General features: G+C 29.0%; 19 protein-coding genes. 11 read left to right on the forward strand and 8 right to left on the reverse strand.

Annotation, left to right across the window (positions count from 1 at the left end):
- Nucleotides 1-43: 43 nt before the first annotated feature.
- Both WHD08_RS03155 and WHD08_RS03160 read left to right on the forward strand, forming a co-directional pair.
- Nucleotides 44-1,081 (forward strand): GMP reductase, encoded by a 1,038-nt coding sequence (locus WHD08_RS03155; protein ID WP_208889256.1) that lies wholly within the window; start codon nt 44-46, stop codon nt 1,079-1,081.
- Nucleotides 1,081-2,211 (forward strand): ABC transporter substrate-binding protein, encoded by a 1,131-nt coding sequence (locus tag WHD08_RS03160; RefSeq protein WP_208889255.1) that lies wholly within the window; start codon nt 1,081-1,083, stop codon nt 2,209-2,211. The genes WHD08_RS03155 and WHD08_RS03160 overlap by 1 nt, the downstream gene beginning before the upstream one ends.
- Before the next feature lie 159 nt (nt 2,212-2,370).
- Here WHD08_RS03160 and WHD08_RS03165 read toward each other — a convergent pair whose 3' ends face one another.
- From WHD08_RS03165 to WHD08_RS03200, 8 genes are all read right to left on the reverse strand, one after another.
- Nucleotides 2,371-2,697 carry a response regulator transcription factor gene (locus tag WHD08_RS03165; RefSeq protein WP_208889254.1) on the reverse strand — a complete coding sequence of 109 codons (327 nt, stop codon included), beginning with the start codon at nt 2,695-2,697 and terminating at the stop codon, nt 2,371-2,373.
- 136 nt (nt 2,698-2,833) lie between these two features.
- Nucleotides 2,834-3,676 (reverse strand): 7TM diverse intracellular signaling domain-containing protein, encoded by an 843-nt coding sequence (locus WHD08_RS03170; RefSeq protein WP_208889253.1) that lies wholly within the window; start codon nt 3,674-3,676, stop codon nt 2,834-2,836.
- A 149-nt stretch (nt 3,677-3,825) separates the two neighbouring features.
- Nucleotides 3,826-5,130: a LuxR C-terminal-related transcriptional regulator gene (locus WHD08_RS03175; protein WP_340833470.1), complete on the reverse strand. Its 1,305-nt coding sequence runs from the start codon at nt 5,128-5,130 to the stop codon at nt 3,826-3,828.
- Between the two features lie 158 nt (nt 5,131-5,288).
- On the reverse strand, nt 5,289-6,596 hold the full coding sequence (locus WHD08_RS03180; protein ID WP_208889251.1) for a LuxR C-terminal-related transcriptional regulator: 1,308 nt from the start codon (nt 6,594-6,596) through the stop codon (nt 5,289-5,291).
- Nucleotides 6,597-6,647: 51 nt separating this feature from the next.
- A complete protein-coding gene (locus WHD08_RS03185) occupies nt 6,648-7,367 on the reverse strand; it encodes an aspartate/glutamate racemase family protein (protein WP_208889250.1) in 720 nt (239 codons plus the stop codon).
- A 52-nt stretch (nt 7,368-7,419) separates the two neighbouring features.
- Complete coding sequence (locus tag WHD08_RS03190) at nt 7,420-10,173, reverse strand: DNA gyrase/topoisomerase IV subunit A (RefSeq protein ID WP_208889249.1); 2,754 nt, start codon at nt 10,171-10,173, stop codon at nt 7,420-7,422.
- A 422-nt stretch (nt 10,174-10,595) separates the two neighbouring features.
- Complete coding sequence (locus tag WHD08_RS03195; RefSeq protein WP_261973344.1) at nt 10,596-10,958, reverse strand: hypothetical protein; 363 nt, start codon at nt 10,956-10,958, stop codon at nt 10,596-10,598.
- Between the two features lie 36 nt (nt 10,959-10,994).
- Nucleotides 10,995-12,863 (reverse strand): DNA topoisomerase IV subunit B, encoded by a 1,869-nt coding sequence (locus WHD08_RS03200; protein WP_165733190.1) that lies wholly within the window; start codon nt 12,861-12,863, stop codon nt 10,995-10,997.
- A 302-nt stretch (nt 12,864-13,165) separates the two neighbouring features.
- On the opposite strand from WHD08_RS03200, the gene lysA reads away from it, so the two are divergent.
- The 9 genes from lysA to WHD08_RS03245 all read left to right on the forward strand — a co-directional run bounded on the left by lysA (nt 13,166) and on the right by WHD08_RS03245 (nt 22,531).
- Complete coding sequence (lysA, locus tag WHD08_RS03205; RefSeq protein ID WP_208889247.1) at nt 13,166-14,395, forward strand: diaminopimelate decarboxylase; 1,230 nt, start codon at nt 13,166-13,168, stop codon at nt 14,393-14,395.
- Between the two features lie 96 nt (nt 14,396-14,491).
- Complete coding sequence (locus tag WHD08_RS03210) at nt 14,492-15,103, forward strand: fumarylacetoacetate hydrolase family protein (protein WP_208889246.1); 612 nt, start codon at nt 14,492-14,494, stop codon at nt 15,101-15,103.
- Between the two features lie 245 nt (nt 15,104-15,348).
- Nucleotides 15,349-15,960, forward strand: coding sequence for a hypothetical protein (locus WHD08_RS03215; RefSeq protein ID WP_208889245.1), 612 nt, complete (start codon nt 15,349-15,351; stop codon nt 15,958-15,960).
- Nucleotides 15,961-16,136: 176 nt separating this feature from the next.
- Complete coding sequence (locus WHD08_RS03220) at nt 16,137-16,652, forward strand: GNAT family N-acetyltransferase (RefSeq protein WP_165733194.1); 516 nt, start codon at nt 16,137-16,139, stop codon at nt 16,650-16,652.
- A 143-nt stretch (nt 16,653-16,795) separates the two neighbouring features.
- Nucleotides 16,796-18,919: a Tex family protein gene (locus WHD08_RS03225; RefSeq protein ID WP_208889244.1), complete on the forward strand. Its 2,124-nt coding sequence runs from the start codon at nt 16,796-16,798 to the stop codon at nt 18,917-18,919.
- Between the two features lie 25 nt (nt 18,920-18,944).
- Nucleotides 18,945-19,091 carry a hypothetical protein gene (locus WHD08_RS03230; protein WP_208889243.1) on the forward strand — a complete coding sequence of 49 codons (147 nt, stop codon included), beginning with the start codon at nt 18,945-18,947 and terminating at the stop codon, nt 19,089-19,091.
- A 195-nt stretch (nt 19,092-19,286) separates the two neighbouring features.
- Nucleotides 19,287-19,655: a hypothetical protein gene (locus WHD08_RS03235; RefSeq protein ID WP_208889242.1), complete on the forward strand. Its 369-nt coding sequence runs from the start codon at nt 19,287-19,289 to the stop codon at nt 19,653-19,655.
- A 17-nt stretch (nt 19,656-19,672) separates the two neighbouring features.
- Nucleotides 19,673-19,957 carry a type II toxin-antitoxin system RelE/ParE family toxin gene (locus tag WHD08_RS03240; protein WP_302849295.1) on the forward strand — a complete coding sequence of 95 codons (285 nt, stop codon included), beginning with the start codon at nt 19,673-19,675 and terminating at the stop codon, nt 19,955-19,957.
- A gap of 243 nt (nt 19,958-20,200) precedes the next feature.
- The gene (locus tag WHD08_RS03245; RefSeq protein ID WP_208889241.1) at nt 20,201-22,531 is read left to right on the forward strand and encodes a type IA DNA topoisomerase; all 2,331 of its coding nucleotides are present in this window, start codon (nt 20,201-20,203) and stop codon (nt 22,529-22,531) included.
- Nucleotides 22,532-22,545: the final 14 nt, after the last annotated feature.

Genomic DNA, 22,545 nt, shown 5'->3' on the forward strand with positions numbered 1-22,545 from the left:
TTTCCAAATTTTATACCTTTAAGGATTGATAATTTTGATAGAAATGAGAATAGAAAATGAATTAAAGTTAGGTTTTAAAGATGTAATGATTCGCCCAAAACGATCTACATTAAAATCGAGGTCACAAGTAAGTTTAGAAAGAGAATTTACTTTTTTACACAGTGATGTTGTATGGAAAGGGATTCCTATAATGGCTGCAAATATGGACACTGTTGGTACTTTTGAAATGGCAAAAGCACTTGCAAAACATGGCCTTTTTACTGCAATCCATAAACATTATTCTATAGAAGAATGGAGAGTATTTGCTACAAATGCTGATGAAAAAACTTTAAATAATATTGCAGTTAGCACAGGAACAGGAAAAGAAGACTCTGTAAAGGTAAAAGAAATTTTATCTGAATTTCCTCAAATAAACTTTATCTGTGTTGACGTTGCTAACGGCTACTCAGAACATTTTGTGAATTTTGTTCAGAAAATGCGTAAAGATCACCCAAATAAAGTAATTATTGCAGGTAATGTAGTTACTGGAGAAATGGTAGAAGAATTATTATTGGCAGGCGCTGATATTATTAAAGTAGGTATTGGTCCTGGTTCTGTTTGCACAACTCGTGTAAAAACAGGTGTTGGTTATCCGCAACTTTCTGCTATTATAGAATGTGCAGATGCAGCACATGGTATGGGCGGACAAATTATTTCTGATGGAGGTTGTAAAATCCCTGGAGACCTTTCTAAAGCTTTTGGTGGTAGTGCAGATTTTGTAATGCTAGGCGGCATGCTTGCTGGACATGAAGAAAGCGGTGGTGAACTGATTGAAAAAAATGGAGAAAAATTTAAAGCTTTTTACGGAATGAGTTCTACAACTGCCATGAACAAACATGTTGGTGGTGTTGCAAATTATAGAGCATCCGAAGGAAAAACAGTTGAAGTTCCTTACAGAGGAAATGTAGATGATACTGTTATAGATATTTTAGGCGGAATTAGATCTACATGTACATATGTTGGTGCAAGCAGGCTGAAAGAATTGACTAAAAGAACTACTTTTATTAGAGTTCAAGAACAAGAAAATCAAGTATATTCATAATGAAAAACATAAAGTTAATTCCTATTTTATTATTTTTATTGATAACCGTTTCTTGTAAGAAAGAGACTGTTAAAGTTGATAATCATACACAAACAGAAAGTAGTATTAAATACGCTAAGGGGTTTGACATTGTAGAGGATAATGGCGTTAAAAAGTTGGTTATAAAATCTGCTTATCAAAATTCTAAAGAAGTTTCTGAATATATTATTAAAAGTAAATCAGAAAAAAATACACCTTTAGAAAATACCATCTATACTCCTATTCAAAAAATTGTAGTTACTTCTACAACTCATATTCCTATGGTTGAGTTGTTAAACGAAGAAACCTCAATTATCGGTTTTCCTTATGCTAGATATGTATCATCAGAAAAAACAAGACAGTTAATTGATGCAGGAAAAATAAAAGAAATAGGTAAAGAAACCTCTTTAAATACTGAAATACTATTAGACTTACAACCAGAACTAGTAGTTGGTTATAGTGTTTCTTCTGCAGACAAAAGCTTAACGACTATACAGAAAGCGGGAATAAACGTAATTTATAATGGAGATTGGTTAGAAGAAACTCCTTTAGGAAGAGCAGAATGGATTAAGTTTTTTGGTGTTCTTTTTGATAAAGAAAAACAAGCTGATAGTATTTTTAAAGTAATTGAAGGTAATTATTTAGTAGCAAAACAAATCGCACTAAAATCAACCAAAAAACCAACCATTTTGTCTGGTGCAATCATGAGTAAAGATATTTGGAATTTACCTGCAGGTGAAAGTTTTGTAGCACAATTTATAAAAGATGCAAACCTTAACTACTTATGGAAACACACAAAAGGAAAAGGGAGTTTGTCTTTAAGTTTTGAAAGTATTTTTGATAAAGGTCAAAATGCTGAATATTGGATTTCTCCAGGGTTCTTTTCTACTAAAGAACAATTATTACAAAGTAATAAAATTTATACAGAATTTGATGCTTTTAAAAATGATGAAATTTACACTTCAACAATTAAGAAAGGAAAAACGGGCGGAATTATATATTATGAATTAGCTGCCACGAGACCTGATTTAGTTTTAAAAGATTTTATTAAAATTACAAATCCAGATTTATTACCCGATTATAAAATGACATTTTTTGAGAAAATGAAATAAAAAAAGACCTTCAATAGAAATATTGAAGGTCTTTACAATTAAAATTATTGGGGGGTTAATTTCATATTTCAAATGTACTATATATAATAACTAATTCTATTTATTTTATGGGTAGTATTTGGGTAGTATTTGGGTGGTTTACCTTAAAACCCTAGTGTTTTATGACTTTTTTAATGTTAAAGCTTCTTTTCTGTTTTTAATATCTAATTTTAAATAAATATTTTTCACATGAAATTTTACAGTATTTACAGAAATGTTTATTTCAGCTGCTATTTCTTTATTTGATTTACTGCAGACTATTAAGTCAAAAATCTCCCTTTCTCTTAAACTCAAATTATTTAAATCTACTTTTAAAGCTTCTTCTTGTATTGTACGATGTTTTATCTCTTTAGAAAACTTTCTAATTTCATTTTTCATAAAGAAATTATATTTCCTTAAATCTTTTTCTCTAAATAAAACAGCAAATGATAATACTATAATTTGCATAAAGCCTCCTATTTTTAAATTGGTAGCATTTGTTTCGAATAAGGAAACTCCAAAATTCTTTAAAACAAAAAAATCTAGCCCACTAAATAATGAAATTGCAAAAGAAAGTACAAAGAGCTTCGTATAGTTGTTTTTATTAAATAGTAAAACACCTAAAAACAAATAAAAGCAAAAGTGTTAAAACGCTTAAAATTATATATAACTCGTTTAATCTTAAAATAAAAAATAAGATTACGAATAAAATAATTGTTAAAAACAAAACAAAAGTAAACTTCTTAACCCTAGGGAAATACTTCTCTAACAAGAGAAAACTATTTCCAAATTTTAAAGATGTATAACTTAATAAGATATAATCTAATAAAATTAAGAATTCTATTTTTTTCTGGTCAACATTAAAAAAATTTAAGATCCCATCAAAAATTACAAAACTAAAAGTAATACTCATCAATAAAAAAGCATGATATAAAAAGGAAGAATCTTTAAAAAAGTAATAATAATTAATACTAAAAAGAATCACTAGAAAAGCAACTCCGTAATAAAAACCGTTAATAGTTAACTGTACTTTTTCATTAAAAGTCCCCTCACCAACTGTACTCAATTCTACAGGAAAATAAGAACTAAAATTAGAGTTAACTTTTATATATACAGGATCTTCTCTAGAAAATTTAAAAGAAACATATCTTTGATTACTTAATTTAGATATCTCATTAAAGTTTTGATACGCATGTACATTAATTGCTCTTATATTATTTATTCTAAAAATATAATCTAAATGTGTTTCTTTTGAAGGTACCTTAAACCAAAAAGTAGCATTAGAATGTCTGTCTAAAATTTTCGTACGTAAAGGCTTAAATTCTAATTGGTTAATATTCTTATAACTGAAACTACTATTAGAATCTTTAAAGTAATAAACATCAGATTGAGAATAAGTTTTAAACCCAATAATAAAAAGCAAGATTAATAATAGTTTAATTTTCATTAGCTGTTTTTTTAACAGAATATCTTATATAAATAGACATATAACAAGCTAAAAAACAATAACATAAAAAAACTACTAATAAGTTTTCAAATAAATTCTTTTAATATTAACGTAAGTTTTCTTTTTATTAATTAGCACTTAAAAATAGCTTAAATTTTTAAAACTTCTTTTCTACTTTTAATATTTAATTTGCCATAAATATTTTTGACATGAAATTTAACGGTATTTACAGAGATATTTACTTCAGCTGCTATTTCTTTATTTGATTTACTAGATACAATTAAATTAAAAATTTCTCTTTCTCTAAAACTTAAAACATCTAACTTTACCTTTATAGGTTCCTCTTGTAATGTAAGTTGTTCTATTTCTTCAGAAAACTTTATAATCTCATTTTTCATTAAAGAGTTATACTTCCTCAAATCCTTTTCCCTATATATCACAGCAAATGAAAGGACTATAATCTGTATAAAACCACCAATTTTTAAATTAGTGGCATTGGTTTCAAATAAAGAAATTCCGAAATTTTTTAAAATATAAAAATCTATTCCGCTAAACAATATAATTACATAAGAAAACGTAAATAATTTAGTATGCGTGTTTTCCTTAAAAAGTAATACACCTAAAAACCAATACACAAATAAAAGTATTGCTGTTAAAATACCTAAGATTATATATAAATCATTCTTTTTAAAAATTAAAAATAAAATTACAAATAGAATAATACCAGCACCTATGATATAGGTATAATTTTTTACTTTAGGGTAATAGTCATCTAATAGCAGAAAACCATTAGCAAATCTAGAAGAGCAATAAGCGAGTATCACATAATTTAAAAGAATTAAAAATTCAATATTTTTTTCATCTACATTAAATAAATGCAAAATACCATCTGATAAAATAAAACTAAGGGTTAAACTTGCCAATAAAAAGGCATGATATAAAAATGAATTGTCTTTAAAAAAATAGAAATAATTAATACTGAACAGAATTACCAAAAAAGCGACTCCATAATAGAAACCATCAATCAGTAATTGTATTTTTTCTTCAAAAGCAGCATCTTCCACTGTATTTAATTCAACAGGAAAATAAGAACTAAAATTAGAACTAACTTTTACATACATAGGCGATTCTCTAGAAAACTTAAAAGATGAATACCTTTGGTTTCTCAACTTTTTAATTTCTCTTAAATTTTGATACGCCTTTGCATTAGTGGCTCTTATACTTTTAATTCTAAATATATAATTTAAGTCAGTTTTATTAGCAGGGATTTTAAACCAAAAAGTAGCTTCAGATTTTTTTTCTAAAACTTCTTTATTTAGAGGTTTAAATTCTTCTTGAGCAATGTTCTTATAAGTTAAACTGCTATTAGCATCTTTAAAATAATAAACATCAGACTGAGAAAAAGTTTTAAACCCAACTATAAAAAGAAAGATTAAGAGTAATTTAATTTTCATTAGTAGTTTTTTTCACATAGAAGACCTTATATAAATAGACGTATAAGAAACCAAACAATAACATAAGAAAAATATCTACTACGTTTTAAATAAACACTATATAAATTGTTTTAATATTAACGTAAATTTTCCTTTTTATTAATTATTACTAAAATAGTTTAAATTTTTAAAACTTCTTTTCTACTTTTAATATTTAATTTTCCATAAATATTTTTAACATGGAATTTAACTGTATTTATAGAGATATTTAAATCATCCGCAATTATTTTATTTGATTTCCCTAAAACGATTAAATCAAATATTTCTTTTTCTCTAATGCTTAGATTACCTATACTATGTGAATTAGAATCGCCTTTTATATTAACAGAAAGAACTTCAATTTCTCTAGAATAGTTTATGATTTCATTTTTCATAAAATCATTTTCTTTAATTAACATTTTCATTCTATACAGCACTCCAAAAGAAAGAATTATCATTTCAAAAAAAGCACCAATTTTAATAGATATAGAATCAATATTTATCACCGTTATTCCAATAAATTTTAAAATAAAAAAATCAATTGCAGAGAATAAAAGAAGAGACTCTGCAAAAACCAAAATTTTTGTATAAATATTTTTATTAAACAATAAAATGGAAGCAATCCAATATGTGAAAATTAATGAAAAAACCAATATACTTAAGGTCAGTAAAAAATAATAATTTTTTAGAGTTAAATATAGAGTTCCCATTACAACGATAAGAGCACCAATTATATAACTATATTTTTTTAGTTTTGGATAATAACAATCTAAAGATAAATAACTATTCACAAATTTGGAAGAAAAATATACCATTAAGATATAGTTTAAAACCATTATAAAGTCTTTAAGTCCTTCACTAAGGTTATAAAAATTAAGCATTCCGTCCATTGTAAAAATACCGAAACACATAAAACCTGAAAACAAAGAATAAAATAGAAATGCATCATCTTTAAATAATATATAATAAAAGAAATTATAGAGAATAATAAGAAAAGCAATGCCGTAATAAAAACAATTAAATATGAGTTGGTGTTTTTGATTTAACAAAGAGATTTCGTCTGTATTAAATTCAATTGGAAATGTTGAATGAAGCTTTGGCTTAATTTTAATAAACACATCGTAATCTCTAAAAAAAGAATACGTTAAATATCTTTGATTTGGTAGTTTATCTATTTGATAAAAACCCTGATACACAGTTGCTTCATTATACCTGTCGTAAGAAAACCTAAAAATATATTTTGTTTTTGTTTGGTAAGCCGGTATTTTAAACCAATATGTAGCATTTGTATAACCTTCATTTATTTGATCTTTAAGCAATACAAACTCTTTCTCCTTAACGTTTTTTAGAGTAAGGGTATTATCTACATCTTTATAAAAATAAATTTCATCTTGTGAAAAACTTACAATATGATAAAATAAAAATAAGATTATTAATTTATATCTCATTTAACGTTGTGTATATCGTTCTAAACTTTTACTCGTTCTAAAAAAATAAATTTATTGTTGCTGTTGTTGCTGCTGTTGTTGGTTTTTAGTTGAAAGATTAAAAGCAGCAGTTGCATGAATTCTTGTTGTATCAAAAACAGGTACAGAAATATCCTCTTGAGAAATTAATAATGGAATCTCTGTACATCCTAAAACAATACCTTCTGCCCCACCTTTAATTAACCTCTTAACAATCTTTAAATACCTTTCTTTTGAAACTGGATTTATGTTACCAACAGAGAGTTCTTCATAAATTACATTATGAATTACTTCTCTTTCTTTAGCATTAGGAATCATTGCCTCTATACCAAACGAAGTTAAAACATCTATAAAAAAATCTTTTTCCATAGTATATTTTGTTCCGAGTAAAGCAACCTTTTTAATTTTCTTTTCAATAATATTTTTCGATGTTGCTTCTGCAATATGAAGAACAGGAATATTGACTACTTTATTAACAGCATCTATACATAAATGCATCGTATTTGCACAAATTAAAATACAAGTTGCACCAGCTTTTTCTAAACTTTTTCCAGCATCTGCCATTAATTGATCTAACAAATCCCATCTTCCTTCTTTTTGAAGTTTAGAAATTTGACCAAAATCAAAAGAATTGATAATTACCTTTGCAGAATGAGGTTTCCCTAAATTGCTAACATTCAATTCATTTAAAATTCGATAATATAAAATGGTAGATTCTGGCGTGATACCTCCAATTAAACCTATTTTCTTCACCCTTATAATTTAAGCTAATTATAATAACTTTACATATTAAAACCAAAAGAACTTAAAACAACTTCGTCTGATTTTCATCATCTATTTTTTTCTGCTCTGCTTTTTTTCTTGCTATCGATTTTTGTAATGCAATTTTTGCTTTTTCTTCTGCAGAAAGTTCTTCTAAAATAGGTTTTTTAGTTTCCGGTACCGGAATATCAATAGGCAATTCATCTTCAACAACTTCCTCATCAACAACCTCTATATCATCAGATATTTCTTCTTCTGGTTCTTCAAAAGGTAAAGATGCTAATAAACTAACTTGTTTAATTTTATCGGTTGTTAACTGGTTTCCTTGCGCTTTTATACCTTTTACAGCTATAAATTCTTCAAAATTGACTTCTTCATTTTCTAAACTTCTTTTAGAAAATTGAACTTCAGCAATTGGTCTATAATCCGTTGCAACAATTTCTAACTGACTTTTTACATGATCAGAAATAAATTCTTCTTCTTTTTCAGTTGTTTCAATTAAGAAACGTTTTACGTAATAACGCTCTTTTTCACCATCAAAATATATTGCAGAAATTGGCTTGTTAGGTTTCCATTTTTCTAAGACAATCATATCATCTTCAAAATGCATGGCTAAATTTGGTTTTACCGCTTTTGCTTTTCCACTTTGTGTAATAATTAATAACTTATCTTCTGCTCTAAACTCCCCTAATAACTCTCCTCTTTCATCAACATTTAAACGCTGTACGGTGTCATCAAACCAAATTTTACGAGGTTTTAATGTAGAAACACCTTCAGATTTAAAATCTACAGATTTAATAGCATACTTTGTAATTCTATTACCTCTTACCGCTCTACCTTTTACAGCTAAATCGGCAAAATCTATATCCCATTTTAATTTTTTAACACTACCAGCTGCACGTAAATTAACCGTTACAACTTCTGCTTCTCCATTTGGGTTTGCACTAAAGTAATGTACAATAGATGCTTTATTTCCATTAGTTAAATCGTACTCTTTATCTCTAGTTACAGAGGTAACATTAAAACGTTTCATATAAGATGCACCTCTAGCACCATCTCTATACATAAAATTATAAACCGTTCTTCTGTCTTTCTTTTTAAAGATAGCAACATGAATAATATCTTTACCCACAAAGGTTTTAGAACCTACTTTAGACACCATCATTCCACCATCTTTTCTAAAGACAATTACATCATCAATATCAGAACAATCGGTTACAAACTCATCCCTTTTTAGAGAAGTTCCTATAAAACCTTCTTCTCTATTTACATAGAGTTTTGCGTTGTTCATTGCCACTTTAGAGGCTACAATATCATCAAAAATTCTAATTTCTGTTTTACGCTCTTTATCTTTTCCGTAAGTCTCTTTTAATCGCTTAAAATAGTTTATTGCAAACTCTATTAAATTAGCTAAATGATTTTTAACTACAGCAATTTTTTCCTCTAAACCTTCTATAAACTGACGTGCTTTGTCAATATCAAACTTAGATATTTTTTTAATTCTAATTTCTGTTAGACGTGTAATATCATCTACAGTAATCGCACGTTTTAAATGTTTAATATGCGGTTTTAACCCCCTGTCTATCGCCTCAATTACACCATCCCAAGTTTCTTCTTCCTCTATATCACGGTAAATTCTGTTCTCAATAAAAATACGTTCTAAAGAAGAAAAATGCCATTGCTCCTCAAGTTCGTTTAACTGAATTTCTAATTCTTTTTTAAGCAACTCTACTGTTAAATCTGTAGAATGCTTTAACATTTCAGAAACACCTACAAAAACAGGTGTATTATTTTCTATAGTACATGCTAAAGGCGATATAGATGTTTCGCAACTTGTAAAAGCATACAATGCGTCAATCGACTTATCTGGCGATACATTTGGTGGTAAATGCACCAAAATTTCTACTTCCGCTGCTGTATTATCTTCAATTTTCTTTATCTTAATCTTCCCTTTATCATTGGCTTTTAAAATACTATCAATTAAAGTGGTGGTGGTCGTAGAAAACGGAATTTCAGTAATTACCAACGTCTTTTTATCAAGTTGGTGTATTTTAGCACGAACCCTAACTTTTCCTCCACGTTTACCATCATTATAATGAGTGAAATCTGCAATTCCCCCTGTTAAAAAATCAGGAACAATTTTAAAACTTCTCCCTTTTAAGTACTTTATAGAAGCGTCTATTAATTCAATAAAGTTATGTGGTAATATTTTAGTAGACAAACCAACCGCAATTCCCTCTGCTCCTTGCGCTAACAATAACGGAAATTTTACTGGTAAATCTATCGGCTCTTTTCTTCGTCCGTCATAAGACATTTTCCAAGCTGTAGTTTTTGGATTAAAAACAACATCCAAGGCAAATTTAGACAAACGCGCTTCAATATAACGAGAAGCGGCAGCTCTATCTCCTGTTAAGATATTTCCCCAGTTTCCTTGCATATCAATCAGCAATTCTTTCTGACCAATTTGCACCATAGCATCAGCAATAGAAGCATCACCATGTGGGTGATATTGCATGGTGTGACCAACAATATTCGCTACTTTATTGTAACGTCCATCATCTAAATCTTTCATAGAATGCATAATTCTACGCTGCACAGGTTTTAACCCGTCTTCTAATGACGGAACCGCTCTTTCTAAAATTACATAACTAGCATAATCTAAAAACCACTCCTTGTACATTCCTGTAACTTTAGTTATGGTTTCTACTGCTTCTGCAGAGTTTTCTAGAGAATCAGATTGATTTTCAGGATTCGTTAATTCTTCTTCGTGTTCGTTCTCGTTAATTTCTTCACTCATTTAAAAAAACGTTTATTCGTTTAAGAGTTTACTTATTTTATTTTTTTAGCGTTTTAACGGGCTTTTCGCTGTATCTTTTTGCAAAAAAAGCAAAAAGGATGTCGCTTCAATCCCTAACGCAGCGTACTTGCCAACTATATTTTTTAATCTTAATCTTTTTTAAAAACAATTTTGGTTCTTTCTTCTTGTCGTTGCGAAGAAAATTTTTCACTTTCTGTAGCAATCTTTATTTTACACATAAAATTACTTCGTTACTCGCAATGACATAAACACCAATTCTATATTTTTATCGTGATTATTCATTTTCTTTTTATTATCTAAACTTTAAAAAAAGTTTGTTTTAATAACTTCTTCAGACCTCAAAGGTTTTAAAAACCTTTGAGGTCTTTATTAATTTGGAAGAGCCAATTTGGCTCCTCTAATTAATTGTTTTTATTAAGCCATCTTTGAACAAATTCATCATGACGTTTATACCATTGTGTTGAGATAGCATAAATGTAATTTTTAGATTCAATGTTATACTTATATGTCCAACGATTTAATCCATTTCTTTTAATTAATTCGTTCTTGCTATCTATTGAATCCTTTTTATGATACTTAACAAGTAAACTAAAACTTAAATTAAAAAGTTCTTTACTATATTCTTTATTGCAAAATTCATCTAATTCATTCTCATTAAAATTACGTAAAACATCCGAAATTTTTCTTTGAATGTCGGTATTGGTATAAACTCTTCTTACTTCTGATATTTCTTTATTCATTATGGTTTCATTTATTTCCAGCATCCTAAACTAATCAAAGTCCTTTCCTTCGGAAAAGATTTAAGATAGACTCTCTTCATCCTCTATAGTATCCAATTCAACCTTTAAATTCTCAATAATAAACTTCTGTCTATCTGGAGTATTTTTCCCCATATAAAACTCTAGCATCTGCTCAATAGACATTTCTTTGTCTAACATTACAGGATCTAAACGAATATCATTTCCTATAAAATGAACAAACTCGTTTGGCGAAATCTCACCCAAACCTTTAAATCGAGTTATCTCTGGTTTTCCTCTCAACTTTGCAATCGCATCTCTTTTTTCTTCGTCAGAATAACAATAAAAAGTTTCCTTTTTATTACGGACTCTAAACAACGGAGTTTCTAAAATATACAAATGCCCTTCTTTTATCAATTCAGGGAAAAATTGTAAGAAAAATGTAATCAATAACAAACGAATGTGCATACCATCTACATCGGCATCTGTTGCAATTACAATATTATTATAACGCAAATCTTCTAAACCATCTTCTATATTTAAAGCGGCTTGTAAAAGGTTAAACTCTTCATTCTCATACACAATTTTCTTACTTAATCCGTAAGAGTTTAAAGGCTTTCCTTTTAAACTAAAAACTGCTTGTGTATTTACATTTCTAGATTTAGTAATAGAACCAGATGCAGAATCTCCCTCAGTAATAAAAAGTGTCGATTCTAGATAGGCCTCTTTTTTTGTATCACCTAAATGAACTCTGCAATCACGTAATTTTTTATTGTGTAAACTAGATTTCTTAGCTCTGTCTTTTGCTAGCTTTCTAATTCCTGAAAGTTCTTTTCTTTCTTTTTCTGCCTGAACAATTTTTCTGTGTAACGCATCTGCAACATCTGTATTTCTATGCAGGTAATTATCTAATTTTGTTTTTAAGAAATCATTTATGTAGGTTCTTACAGTTGGTAAATCGCCTCCCATATCTGTAGAACCTAATTTTGTTTTTGTCTGACTCTCAAAAACAGGTTCCATTACCTTTATGGCAACTGCAGAAATAATAGATTTACGAATATCCGAAGCTTCAAAAGCTTTTCCGTAAAATTCTCTAATTGTTTTTACAATTGCTTCTCTAAATGCAGATTGATGCGTTCCTCCTTGTGTGGTATGTTGCCCATTTACAAAAGAATGATATTCTTCTGAATATTGCGTTTTACTATGCGTAATGGCAACTTCTATATCATCACCTTTTAAGTGAATTATTGGATACAACATATCTTCTACATTGTTATTATCTTCCAATAAATCTTTCAGTCCGTTTTCTGAAATAAATTTTTCGCCGTTAAAAATTATGGTTAAACCGGGGTTTAAATACACATAATATTTTAACATTTTTGCTACATACTCATTCCTAAACTTGTATTTCTTAAAAATTTCTTCATCCGGTATAAAAGAAACTTTGGTTCCCTTTCTTCTTGATGATTCTTCTAAAAACTCTTCATTTTCTAAATTTCCTTGGCTAAATTCTGCCGAAGCAGATTTTCCTTCACGAGAAGATTCTACCCTAAAAAATGATGAAAGTGCATTTACAGCCTTTGTACCAACTCCATTTAAACCTACAGATTTTTTAAACGCTTTAGAGTCGTATTTACCACCAGTATTCATCTTAGAAACTACGTCAACTACTTTCCCTAAAGGAATTCCACGTCCGTAATCTCTAACAATAACTTTGCTTCCATGAATAGAGATTTCAATGGTTTTTCCGGCGCCCATAACATACTCATCTATAGAGTTGTCTAAAACTTCTTTTACAAGAATGTAAATTCCATCGTCTGCAGAAGACCCATCGCCCAATTTACCAATGTACATTCCGGGACGCATTCTTATATGCTCTTTCCAGTCTAAAGACCTGATATTATCTTCGGTATATTTTGTTTCTTGACTCATGAAATATGTTACTATTGTTAGGTTTGAAGCCTTGCTAAAATAGCATTAAACAAGCTAAAATAAAAGGGTTCAGACAATTAGTTATCAACATGATTTTAACGCTTTTTTTCTCTAAATCTCATCAACTTATAAAAAATAAAATCTAAAAAAATTAAGGTAAAAATCATCAAATTTAACTGTAAGTCAAAAATACAAATTCCGCATAAAAATCACAAAAAAAAACAATATGTTATATTTTTAAACAAGTCATTATTTACTGAACAATTTTATTACTTTTGACGTCTGATATAAAATAAAACAAAGTGAAAAACGCACAATTAATTAAGTTAGCAAATACATACGGAAGTCCGTTATATGTTTACGATACAGATAAAATAGAATCTCAATACAACAGACTAACAAATGCTTTTAGTAGTGTTAAAAGTTTAAAGCTAAATTATGCTGTAAAAGCACTTTCTAATATTAATATATTAAAGTTCTTTAAAGACTTAGGTTCTGGTTTAGATACTGTTTCTTTTCAAGAAGTTCAACTGTGTTTAACAACAGGAATTGAGCCTCACGATATTATTTACACCCCAAATGGTGTTTCTTTATCTGAAATTGAACAAGTTGCTAAATTGGGTGTTCAAATTAATATTGATAACCTTTCAATTTTAGAGCAATTCGGACAAAAACATCCAGAAATCCCTGTTTGTGTGCGTATCAATCCACATATTATGGCAGGTGGAAATTCTAAAATTTCTGTGGGTCATATCGATTCTAAATTCGGAATTTCTATTCACCAAGTACCTCATATAAAACGTGTGGTAGAAAATACTGGGATGAATATCAACGGAATTCACATGCATACTGGTTCTGATATTTTAGATATCGATACTTTTTTACGTGCCTCTGATATTTTATTTGATGTAGCTAAACAATTCGAAAACATCGATTTTATCGATTTTGGAAGTGGATTTAAAGTTCCTTATAAAGAAGGAGATATTTCTACAGATATAGAGCAATTAGGCTTGCAATTATCAGAAAGATTCAATGAATTTTGTGCAGATTATGGTAAAGACATTACTTTAATGTTTGAACCTGGTAAATTCTTAGTTTCAGAAGCAGGTTCTTTTTTAGCGAAAGTAAATGTTGTTAAACAGACAACTTCTACGGTTTTTGCACATGTAGATTCTGGTTTCAATCACTTAGTAAGACCAATGATGTACGATTCTTACCACCATATTACCAACATTTCTAACCCAAAAGGAAGAGATCGTTATTATTCGGTAGTAGGTTATATTTGTGAAACGGATACATTTGCATCAAATAGAAGAATTGCAGAGATTTCAGAAGAAGATGTTTTATGTTTCCACAACGCAGGTGCATATTGTTTTTCAATGGCGTCTAACTACAACTCTCGCTACATTCCTGCAGAAGTTATGGTGCATAAAGGAAAAGATTACCTTATTAGAAAAAGACAAACAATTCAAGATATTTTACACAACCAAGTTGTAGTAGATTTTTCTAAAACAGAAAAAGTAGAAGCTTAAGAAAAGCTTTTAAACAAGTTATAAATCCATCAGAAAATATATTTTTTGGTGGATTTTTTTATTAAATTTACCTTATACAATTAAAACAAGTTTAAAATGAAAATATTAGGAATTGGAAGTAATTACATTACTGACTTAAAAGACATTGCAGAAAAAAAGAATGCAAAAAAGTTTATCTTTTCTAAGCCAGAAAGTAGTTTAGCTGTTAATTGTGATGTGGAGTACCCAAGTAGCATTACAAACGAGTTAATTTACGAAGTAGAATTGGTTGTTAAAATAGGTAAAGAAGGAAAAAACATTTCTAAAGAAACTGCAAATTCTTACATTTCTGAAATTGCTGTTGGTATTGATTATACCGCTACAGATATTTTAAAAGACGCTAGAGAAACTAAACATCCTTGGGATTTTGCGAAAGGTTTTGATGGTGCTGCTCCTATTTCTAGTTTTAAACCGGTTTCTGATTATAATTTAGGTGATATTGATTTCGATTTAAAAATAAACGGAGAAGAGAAGCAAAAAAGTAATACAGCGTATATGATTCATGATTTTGCTGATATTATTGTGTTTATTTCTAAATACATGACGTTACAGCCAGGAGATTTAATTTTTACAGGAACTCCTGCCCTAGGAAAAGGAGAAATTTTTAAAGGAGATCAATTACAATGTTCTGTAAACGGAGAATTGTTGTTAGATTTTAAAATGATATAAATACAAATAGTATTCAAAATTAATAAAACACCTTTTTTAGACATCTATAAAAAAGGTGTTTTATTTTTTGATATAAGTATGTTGAAAGATGTAAACGAGATTTAAAACACAAAAATACTTACCTAGAATACTAAATATTAAAATTAGTGTTTGATTAAAAAAGTTGAATCTCCACTCCTACTATTAGTTTACTAAAAATCGCAAATTCAAGATATAACTACACTCCTCATAACATAACAAAAACCATGAATTTCATTAAAAAAATTTTTAAAGAAAAAAAAAGTGGAGCCTTTTTTAATGCAACTGATTATGAAATGAATAACTTTTTATGCGGAATTGGAAAATCAGAAATTAGAGAACATAAAATTTCTATTTCCGAATATCCTTTTCAACCTTCAATTGCTTATCCTAACAAATTAATAAGTGCTAACGAAATCAATTTTATAAGTACAGAGTTTGGAGTTTGTAGAATTTATACCGATAACGATATTGTTTTTATAACATCAGAACAAAAATCAGCACTTCTAAGTTTTGCGAAAACTAATAACATAAAAATTAAAAAACATAGCTGGAATTGGGATTGGATTCTAGAACCTTATCTTGATACTGAATTGACAACTGAAGAGGAAAAAAGAATTGAAAAGAACTTAAACGGAGTTGGAATTGATAAAATAGAAATCCAAAAAATTCGTGACGAAGTTGGCAAACAAATGTATAAATACAACTTCGACACCATGCTTTGGGAGTGGTGCAGTTTAGGTTTATACGATGTTTTAGCTGCAATGCGAGTAAAATATGACAAAGTTCAATTTGAGAGTTTTTATAAAAAGGCAATTGAAATTGACAAACGCGAATAAAACATAATTCTTAAGTAGTATAAGTTACTCTATAATCCATATAGAAAAAACTAGAAGAACATAGGTCTACAAATAATGCCATTAAAAAAACTTAAGTCAGATTAATAAATAATAAAAAAGAGTAAACTTTATTTTCGGTTTTACTTAAATTTACATTTCTTTTAAAACCTCTTTAAATGCAATTAAAACGTTCCACTTTACAAGATATTCCTGCAATAATGACAATTATAGATGATGCCAAAGAACTCTTAGCATCCTTACATATTGATCAATGGCAAAACGGATATCCGAATGCTGAGCAAGTAGAAAATGACATCAAAAATAATGAAAGTTATGTTGTTGTAAATGATGACAATATTGTTATGGCAACCTCTATGTTTACATTCAAAAAAGAACCAACTTACAAAGAAGTTATAGACGGAAATTGGTTGGTAGATGAAGATAAAGTGTACGGAGTAATCCATAGAATGGCAATTAAAAAAAAGTTTAGAAAATTAGGTCTGGCAACATTTCTTTTCAATGAATTTCATCAACAATTAAAAGATCAAAAAATAGAAAGTTTAAAGATTGATACGCATGAAGACAACCTCGGAATGCAATCTTTAATAAAGAAATTGGGTTATACTTATTGCGGAATTATTTACACAAGCTACAATGCAAAAAGATTGGCTTTTGAGAAAGTGATTTCTTAAAATAAAACCTTTATCCGTTCGAGTACATTCGAGAACTATTTTAACCTTTCTACTGTGCTCAAGAATACAAAAATCTACTATATTTACAACCTCATAAATTCGACTTTATGAGGTTCTTTTTTCTGATCAAATTCATATAAAAAATGCAGTTACTTTCATATATAATTCAACAAACACAACTTTCTTCTAAATCTGTAGAAAACACTATTTCATTGTTAAATGAAGATGCTACAATTCCTTTTATCAGTAGGTATAGAAAGGAAAGGACAGGTAATTTAGATGAAGTTCAAATTGGTGATATTGTCAAGTTTAAAGAAACTTTTGAAGCCTTAGAAAAGCGTAAAAAAGCAATTTTAAAAACCTTAGAAGAACAAAATGTTTTATCAGCAGAATTAACACAAAAAGTAACTACTTCTAAAGATTTAATTGCTTTAGAAGATTTGTATTTACCTTTTAAGAAAAAGCGAAAAACCAAAGCAGAAACTGCTCGTTTACAAGGCTTAGAACCACTGGCAAAAATGATGATGAGTCAGCGTGTAAACGACTTAGAACATACCGCTTCTAAATACACGTCCAAGGAAGTTGTAACTATTGATGATGCATTAGAAGGTGCACGATTCATTATTGCAGAATGGATTAATGAGCGCACAGATATCAGAAATAATATTAGACGAGAATTAGAACGTTATGCTACAATTACATCTAAAGTAATAAAAACAAAGTCTGAAGATGAAAAAGCTCAAAAATTTAAAGATTACTTTGATTGGAGCGAATCTTTAAGCAGAATTCCATCTCATCGATTTTTAGCAATTTTAAGAGCCGAAAATGAAGGTTTTATCCGTGTTAAAATAGAAATTGACACAGAAAGAGCCCTTCAAAAAATGGAAGAACGAATTATTCGTACGCAAAACGAATGCACTCCACAAATAGAACTCGCTATAAAAGATGCTTATAAACGCTTATTGTATCCATCTTTATCTAACGAAAGATTATCATTAGTAAAAGAAAATGCAGATGAAGATGCTATAACCGTATTTTCTAAAAACTTAAAACAATTGCTTTTAGGTGCTCCTTTAGGCGAAAAAAGAATTTTAGCCATCGATCCTGGATTTAGATCTGGTTGTAAAATTGTATGTTTAAATGAGCAAGGAGATTTAGAGCATAATGAAACTATTTTTCCGCATGCACCACAAAATCAAACCATAGAAGCTATCAAAAAAATAAGCTCTTTGGTAGAAGCGCATAAAATTGAAGCCATTGCAATTGGTAACGGAACTGCGTCTAGAGAAACCGAACAATTGGTTAAAAAAATTGAGTTTAAACATTCGGTAGATGTATTTGTAGTGAGTGAAGCTGGAGCATCTATTTATTCCGCTTCTAAAATAGCTAGAGATGAATTCCCAAATTATGATGTTACCGTTCGTGGTTCTGTTTCTATCGGAAGACGTTTACAAGATCCTTTAGCAGAATTGGTGAAAATTGATGCAAAATCGATTGGAGTTGGACAATATCAACATGATGTCGATCAAACAAAACTAAAAAAATCTCTTGATACTACCGTAGAAAGTTGTGTAAATACCATTGGTGTAAACATTAATACTGCAAGTGAATCTTTGTTGAGTTATGTTTCTGGAATTGGACCAAAATTGGCAGAAAACATTGTGAATTATAGAAATGAAAATGGTTCTTTTACCTCTAGAAATACCATTAAAAAAGTACCTCGTTTAGGCGGAAAAGCATACGAACAAGCTGCTGGTTTTTTACGAATAAAAAAAGGAAAAAATCCGTTAGATGATTCCGGCGTGCATCCAGAAAGTTATGTTTTGGTTGATAAAATGGCCAAAGATAATAACATAAAAGTTTCTGAATTTATTGGTAACAAAGAATTGATTCAGAAAATAAACCTGAAAAACTATATTACAAAAACTATTGGTTTACCTACTCTAGAAGATATCATTAAAGAATTAGAAAAACCAGGTTTGGACCCAAGAGCCAAAGCAAAAGTATTTTCTTTTGATAAAAATATTAAAAATATTGACGATTTAAGAATAGGACAACTCTTACCCGGAATTGTAAATAACATAACCAATTTTGGGTGTTTTGTAGATGTTGGAATCAAAGAAAGTGGATTAATTCATGTTTCTAACTTATCTGATACTTTTGTAAAAGATGTTAGTGCAATTGTAAATCTACAACAACAAATTATTGCAAAAGTAATAGAGGTTGATGTAGTTAGAAAACGAATTCAATTGGCTTTAGTAAAGTAAAATAATAATTCCTTACCTTTATAAAATGAGCAGTAAAATAGAAAAAAATGATCTTTGGGATGACTTAACGGATTCTCAAAAAGATGAAATTCAACAAGAAGTTAATGAATCTAACAAAAAGAAAAAAACAACTTGGGACGATGTTAAAAAAGAGCTCTCAAAGTTGAAATAAAATACAGTTTCTTCATCTTTTAAAAACCAAAAAGTTTTTTTTTGTCAATATTGTTGCAAAAGATGTAAATACAATTCTTACTTTGCTTAAACATATAGTTTAAAAATTCTAGAGGTTGATGTGGTTAGAAAGCGAATTCAATTGGCTTTAATGAAGTCAATTAATAACTTATTATCTTTATAAAAAGAAAACAAAATGGATATTCAAACAACAAAAATAGCATTGATAAAAGAAATTTTGGATATTGAAAATCCGGAAACTCTTTTAAAAGTAGGAAATATAATTGGTGAATCTAATTTTGATATAGATGCCGTTAATGAAAATATTATAGATTATGATAATCTAAAACCTTCTCAACAAAAAAGGAAACTAGCATTTATTAATGATTTCATCAATTTAGAGAATGAAGAAACAATATCTAAACTTGAAAAATCACTTTGGCTAAACAATGATTTTTGGAATGATTTAACACTTTCACAGCAAGAAGAAATTAAAAAAGCGGAATTAGAAATCGTTAATGAAGAAACTACAAGTTATGAAACTTTTATGTCTTCTCATAGATAATAAACAGAAAAGTAATCATAACTAAAACAGCTCAAAAAAAACTTGATAACCTTTTTTATTATTTAATTACAAGTTGGAATTTAGAAATAAAATCTGATTTCGTAAAAAAATTAGATAAATGTATTGATACAATAAAATTACACCCAGAAATTTTTCCTGAATCATCTAGAAAAAAAGGATTATACAGATTGGTGATTACAAAACATACAACTTTATTTTATAGATATACATCAAAAAAAATAATTATTGTTACACTTTTTGACACAAGACAAAATCCTGATAAGTTAATTCAGGATTTATAAAATTTCCCAAGTAAATTTTTCTATTAAATTTATAACAGAAAAATTAAACGTTATTAATAAAAACATTTAGTTAACCATATATCAGTTTCAGACCTCACAGGTTTTGAAAACCTGTGAGGTCTATTTTATTTCAATCAATTCTTAAATAGAATATTCAATTGTTTATAAATTTTAAATTTCATCAATTTTAAAAACTTGATATATTTCTTTTTTTCCTTAATTTCGACCTCACAAAAATAATCAATGAAAGTCTGTATTGCCGAAAAGCCATCTGTAGCAAGAGAAATAGCTAGTATTCTAGGAGCCAACACAAAACGTGATGGTTACTACGAAGGAAACGGTTATGCGGTAACATATACATTCGGACATTTGTGCACGCTTTTAGAGCCTAAAGATTACAAACCGCATTGGAAAAGTTGGGATTTGAACAATTTACCAATGTTACCAGAACGTTTTGACACCAAAGTTACGGGAGATGCAGGAATTAGAAAACAATACAATATTGTAAAATCTTTATTTGATAAAGCCACGGTAGTCATCAATTGTGGGGATGCGGGGACAGAAGGAGAATTAATTCAACGTTGGGTAATTAATCAAGCTGGTTATAAAGGAGAGGTTCAGCGTTTATGGATTTCATCTTTAACAGAAGAGGCTATAAAAGAAGGATTTAAGAATTTAAAACCTGCAGAAAAATACGACAATTTATATTATGCAGGGTATTCTAGAGCTATTGGAGATTGGCTTTTAGGCTTAAATGCAACGCGTTTGTATACTGTAAAGTTTGGTGGATTCAAACAAGTGTTATCGGTTGGAAGAGTGCAAACTCCTACCCTAGCAATGTTGGTTAATCGTTTTTTTGAAATTAGAGATTTTAAACCACAACCTTATTGGGAATTACAAACGAAATACAGAAATACACTTTTTAATTATGAAGACGGACGTTTTCTAAAACAAGAAGATGGTGAAGTTTTAGCCAATAAAGTTAAGGAATCTGATTTTGAAATTGTTTCTGTGACCAAAAAGAAAGGAAAAGAATACGCTCCTAAACTTTTTGATTTAACAGGATTACAAGTATATTGTAATAATAAATTTGGTTTTTCTGCGGATGAAACTTTAAAAATGGTTCAGAAGCTGTATGAGATGAAAGTAGTTACGTATCCTAGGGTTGATACTACTTTTTTACCGAATGATGTATATCCTAAAATTGGAGGGATTTTATCTAAATTAACAAACTACAGCGAATTAACACAACCTCTTTTAGGTAGTAAAATAAAGAAATCGAAACGTGTTTTTGATGATAAAAAAGTAACAGATCACCACGCGATTATTCCTACCGGAATTCAGGGGAATTTGCAATACAACCAACAACAGGTGTACGATATTATTACCCGTAGATTTATTGGTGTTTTTTATCCAGATTCTGATGTTTCTAACACTTCAGTAATCGGTAAAGCAGCGGAAGTCCCTTTTAAAACAACCGGAAAAGAAATTTTAACCAAAGGTTGGCGTGTAGCTTTTGAAACAGAAGAAAGCAAAATTAAGAAAGAATTAAACGAGCAAATGACCTTGCCTTCATTTGTAAAAGGTGAAAAAGGTCCACATGAACCTTCGTTTTTAGAAAAGGAAACAAAACCACCAAGAAATTTTACAGAAGCAAGTTTATTACGCGCCATGGAAACTGCGGGTAAGCAAGTAGATGATGAAAATTTACGTGAATTAATGAAAGAAAACGGAATTGGAAGACCTTCTACAAGAGCAAGTATTATAGAGACTTTATTCCGAAGAAAATATATTGAACGTAAGAAAAAACTAGTTCTACCAACACAAACAGGAATCGATTTAATTAATATCATTGACAACGAATTATTGAAATCTGCAGAGTTAACAGGACGTTGGGAAAAACGTTTAAAAGAAATTGAACGAGGAGAATTCAATGCAGGAACTTTCATTAATAACATGAAAAAAATGGTAGATCAATTGGTCTATGAGGTCCGTTCTAACACTACTAAAAAACGAATTACTTCTAACGCCACTGTCAGTTCGAATTCAGTTGAGAGTTCTTCTAAATCAAAAACTAAAAAATCAACCAAAAAACAAGTAGCAGGAAAAACTTGCCCGAAATGCGAAAAAGGACAACTCTTAAAAGGTACTTCTGCATTTGGTTGTTCTGAATATAAAAATAATTGTGATTTAAAAATTCCGTTTGAAATCTACGGAAAAAAGGTTTCAGAAAATCAATTGATACGTTTGATTGATAAAGGTTGTACCACTAATTTAAAAGGCTTTAAAACAGATGCAGGTTCAGTTGAAGGTTTAATACGTTTTGATGATGATTTTAAATTGAAATTAGAACCTAAACAAAAAGTAGTCTCTTCTACCTCTGTCGAAAAGAGTTCGGATAAAATTACTTGCCCAAAATGTAAACAAGGAACTATCTTAAAAGGAAAAACAGCCTATGGTTGTTCTAATTATAAAAATGGATGTGATTTCGTCTTCACCTTTGAAAACATCAAAAAAATAGCCAATGGAAAACCATTGACTAAAGATTTGGTGATAAAAATTATAAGTGCTTAAGATTTTAACGATTT

Source organism: Polaribacter sejongensis (genome assembly GCF_038024065.1).
GTDB classification, from domain to species: Bacteria; Bacteroidota; Bacteroidia; order Flavobacteriales; family Flavobacteriaceae; genus Polaribacter; species Polaribacter sejongensis.